This window comes from Mesorhizobium sp. P5_C1 (assembly GCF_054049815.1).
The window spans coordinates 1-4,225 of record NZ_JBFULQ010000479.1; the positions used below are offsets into that span (position 1 = coordinate 1).

Genomic DNA, 4,225 nt, shown 5'->3' on the forward strand with positions numbered 1-4,225 from the left:
GCACAAAAAATGGCCGGGCTCGAATGCGGCCCGGCCAAAAGAAGGTTCAAACCTTCAGAGGGGAACACCGCTCAGCGGAATGGGAGGAGACCGCCGAACGATTTTGCCTTTCTGAGCTTATTTCCGCGACTTGGCGACGAATAACGTTCCAAAGAACACGCAAAATGGCGAAAATCCGTTCGGCATCGAGGCTTTGTTATGCATGTCGTCCGCCTAAAACCGGGGCCACTTTTGGGCGACATGCTTTGGGCTTCACGGGCGCTCCGCTCCCGTCTGGAGAAGATCGGCATAGTGGCGGCGCGCCACGTCGGGATGCGAACGCAGACGGCTTTTCAGGACATTAGTGCCGACATCGCGGAACAATGGGTTGTCCGGGTCGCTTGCCGGTCCGCGTGCTTCGGCCGCCAGTTCCTCGGGCAAATTCAGCAGCGGTATCGTCGCATCCAGCCGCGCGCTGAAGAAGAAGGGAACGGAAATTCGCTCGACGCCGGCAGGCGGGGTCACGACGCGGTGAACGGTGGCGCGCAGATAGCCATTCGACGCCAATTCGAGCAGTTCACCAATGTTGACGACAAKAGTTCCGGGGAGCGGGTCCACATTCACCCAGCTGCCGTCATATTCAACCTGCAGCCCCTTGTTGTCGTCCTGCAGCAGCAGCGTCAGGAAGCCGCCATCCTTGTGCGCGCCGACACCCTGGTCGCCATCCGTCGCGTCACGCCCGGGATAACGCACGATCTTCATGCGATGATTGGGCGAGTCCCTGTAGATCGCGTCGAAGGCGTCCTCGGGCTGATCAAGCGWCAGCGCGAAGGCTTTCAGCAGCCGGATCGCCACAGCCGTAGCCCTGGTCTGCCATGCCAGCAGCGCCGGCTTGAGATCGGGCAATGCCGAGGGCCATTGGTTCGGTCCTTGCAGCCGTGTCCAAGGCGCAATTCCCGGCCCTTGCGGGATGGGCTGGCGCTCGACGCCGATGTCGAGTTGTTCACGCCAGTCGGCAGCGCCCTTGGTCAGTTCACCGCCGGCGCGCGTGTAGCCGCGAAACTGCGAGGACTTGACCATTTCGATCGCCAGCTTGTCGGTCTCCGGCAAGGCGAAGAACCGGCGCGAGGCATCGAGCACTTCATCAGTCTCTGACGCCGAAATTCCGTGGCCGCTGAGATAGAAGAAGCCGACGTCGCGGGCCGCCGTGCGCAGATCCAGGAGAAAGGTGCGGTGCTCGGACGCTCCTTGTTCGAGACGGCTCAGATCGAGTACCGGCACAATTCTGGGCATGGGCAGGTTCCTTCTTTTCGCCGCCCTTGCCGAGGAGAAGTAGAAGCGACCATCGGCAAGCACTCGAGGCGTGGACGTGCATCCAAGGTGCCACGCAGGGGCAGCCGATCAAAGCAATGGGCACCCCAATCTCGGCGCCAACGGAAGAAAGTCAGCGCTGCATATTGTTTCCCGAGGGCAAAATAATATCCCAACGGATGTTTCATGCATGTTGCGACGAGACGTAGATCGGAGACGTTTATGCGGACTTCCGCATGAACTGAAGGCCCGGCAGGTTGGCCGTTGCGCCTGGATCCCTCCTCACGCCGCCTGTCTGATGACTTCAAGCCAGCCCGAACGTCTCCACGGCGCGCATGATGCCGCGCAGTTCGGCGAGGCCTTTCAGCCGGCCGATCAGCGAGTAGCCGGGATTGATCCTGGTCTTGCCGATATCGTCGGCAAGCAGGTGGCCGTGATCGGGGCGCATCGGGATGCGCCAGTCGGCGCGGCCTTCCCTGCTGCGACGCGCCTCTTCCTGCATCAGTGCGAGGATGACATGCGCCATGTCGGTGCCACCCTCGAGATGCTCGGCTTCATAGAACGAGCCATCCTCCTCGATGGTGATGTTGCGCAAATGGGCGAAATGGATGCGGTCGGCGAATTCCTTGACCATGGCGACGATGTCGTTGTCGGCGCGCGTCCCGTAGGAGCCGGTGCAGAATGTCAGGCCATTGGCGGGGCTGTCGACGGCGTTGAGAATAAAACGTGCATCCGCGGCGGTCGAAACGATGCGCGGCAGGCCATAGAGCGAGAAGGGCGGATCGTCAGGATGGATGCACATGCGCACCCCTTCCTGCTCGGCCACCGGAATGATCTCGCGCAGGAACCAGGCAAGGTTGTCGCGCAATTCCTTCGGACCGATCGCATCGTAGTCCGCCAGGGCCTCGCGAAAACTGTCACGGTCGTAGCTGCGCTCTGTTGCCGGCAGGCCGGCGATGAGGTTGCGCTCGATCCTGTCGATCTGCTCGTCGCTCAATTCCCTTAGTCGCGTTTCCGCCTCGGCAATGCGGGCGGCGCTGTAGCCGGCCTCGGCATTCCTGCGTTTCAGCACGAACAGGTCGTAGGCAGCGAAATCGATCGCATCGAAACGCAGGGCGTAGCCCGTCGTCGGAAGCCGATAGGCCAGATCGGTGCGGGTCCAATCGACCACGGGCATGAAATTGTAACAGACCGTTGTGATGCCGGCCTTGGCAAGGGCGCGGATCGTGTCGCGATAGTAGCCTGCGTAGCGCTCGCGCTCCGGCGCACCGATCTTGAAGGAATTGTGGACGGGAATGCTCTCGACGACCGACCACGTCAGCCCTGCCGCCTCGATGATCCGCTTGCGCTCCAGAATGTTCTCAAGCGGCCAGGCGCGCCCGTCATAGATGTCGTGCAGGGCGGAAACGATGCCCGTCGCGCCCGCCTGCCTGACATGATCGAGCGTCACCGGGTCGTTCGGTCCATACCAGCGCCAGCATTGTTCCATTACGGCTTTCCTTCTGCGAGGACGGCAACCTATTGTTGGACCGCAATGAGTGTCAAACTAAAGCGCGTMGCGTTTGAGCGGATTCAGGCGACGCGCTTTAGGTCCTTGTTTTTATGGATGTCGTTGCCCGAAAACCGGGGCCAGTTTTGGGCGACATGCATTAAGGACCACAGCAAATAACGGAGTACCCGCAATGAAGGATTTCGACGGCAAGGTCGCTCTGGTGACGGGTACGACCGGGATTGGCCTCGCAAGCGCTATACGCCTGGCGGCAGGTGGTGCCGCGATCATCGCCTGTGGCATCGACCGCGCGGCCAACGCGGCGATGCAAGCGCAACTGGAAAGCTCCGGGCCAGGCGTGCTGGTCATAGACACCGACGTCTCTGTGCCGGATCAGGTTCGCGATGCGGTCGCGGCCGGCGTCGAGCGGTTCGGCGGCCTCGATATCATCGTCAATTCGGCGGCGGTCCATCCATACGGAACAGCTACCAGCACCGATTTCGAGACCTGGAACAAGGCAATGTCGGTCAATGTCGGCTCGATCTACCTGACCGCGCATTTCGGCATTCCGGAAATGATCCGGCGGGGCGGCGGAGCCATCGTCAACGTGGCCTCGGTGCAGGGTCACGCTTGCCAGCAGAATGTCGCCGCCTATGCGACGACCAAGGGGGCGATCCATACGCTGACGCGCTCGCTGGCGCTCGACTACGCGCGCTCCGGCATCCGCGTCAACTCCGTGAGCCCCGGCTCGATCCGCACCCCGATCCTGGAAAAAGCGGCACGCGGCGAAAACGGCACCGATGCGGATGTCGAGGCCGCCTACAAGCGCTTCGGCGAAGCGCATCCCATCGGGCGCATCGGCGAGCCGGAGGAAGTGGCGGAACTCATCGCCTTTCTGTGTTCGGCCAAAGCCGGTTTCTGCACCGGAGCGGACTACAAAATCGATGGCGGCCTGACTGCCGGCATCGGCGTGAAATAGAGCCATGTAGATCGGTTTTGGCCTTTACCGGGAGTCGCCGACATCTGACGACCTCCGGCGCGACCGCTTTTGGCGGGCGCGGCGTGAAGTCTTCATCGCCAAACTCGCAAGTTTCTTGCCACCGCGAACCTCGACCAACACCGACTTCGGGTTTTTAAACAGATCTAGCTCGGCATCTGGGCGCCTCGCGAGCGCTGCGGCCGTGGTCGCGGTAGCTTGCCCGGTTAGGGCGGTGGCTGGCACCCCGAGCACGGGGGAACGGCATTCTCGATGAGCTGGACAAGCCGGTAGACGACCTTGTGGAGCCGGTCCTGATAGCCAGAATGACGTCGAACCCGTGCAGTACTATCGATGGAGGCGGCAGCGTGTATGGAGGCGGCGGCGTGGATGGCGCGTGGTTTGCCGTCGCTACTGGCGTCGAGGCCGCTGGCGCCGGAGACGTTTTCACCAATCCTACTGGATCCGCT

At 62.0% G+C, this 4,225-nt stretch carries 4 protein-coding genes; 1 reads left to right on the forward strand and 3 read right to left on the reverse strand.

Annotated features, from left to right (window positions below; translation table 11 throughout):
• Positions 1 to 252: 252 nt before the first annotated feature.
• Entirely contained in the window at positions 253 to 1,272 is a 1,020-nt protein-coding gene (locus tag ACXJ7R_RS26185) for an isopenicillin N synthase family dioxygenase (protein WP_457154359.1), read from the reverse strand.
• A 322-nt stretch (positions 1,273 to 1,594) separates the two neighbouring features.
• Positions 1,595 to 2,779 (reverse strand): mannonate dehydratase, encoded by a 1,185-nt coding sequence (gene uxuA, locus ACXJ7R_RS26190; RefSeq protein WP_457154360.1) that lies wholly within the window; start codon positions 2,777 to 2,779, stop codon positions 1,595 to 1,597.
• 193 nt (positions 2,780 to 2,972) lie between these two features.
• Here uxuA and ACXJ7R_RS26195 point away from each other — a divergent pair, with 193 nt between their 5' ends.
• The gene (locus ACXJ7R_RS26195; protein ID WP_457154361.1) at positions 2,973 to 3,758 is read left to right on the forward strand and encodes an SDR family NAD(P)-dependent oxidoreductase; all 786 of its coding nucleotides are present in this window, start codon (positions 2,973 to 2,975) and stop codon (positions 3,756 to 3,758) included.
• A 224-nt stretch (positions 3,759 to 3,982) separates the two neighbouring features.
• On the opposite strand, the gene ACXJ7R_RS26200 is transcribed toward ACXJ7R_RS26195, so the two are convergent.
• Positions 3,983 to 4,225, reverse strand: a 243-nt coding sequence (locus tag ACXJ7R_RS26200; RefSeq protein WP_457154362.1) for a hypothetical protein, incomplete at its 5' end; no start/stop codon positions are given.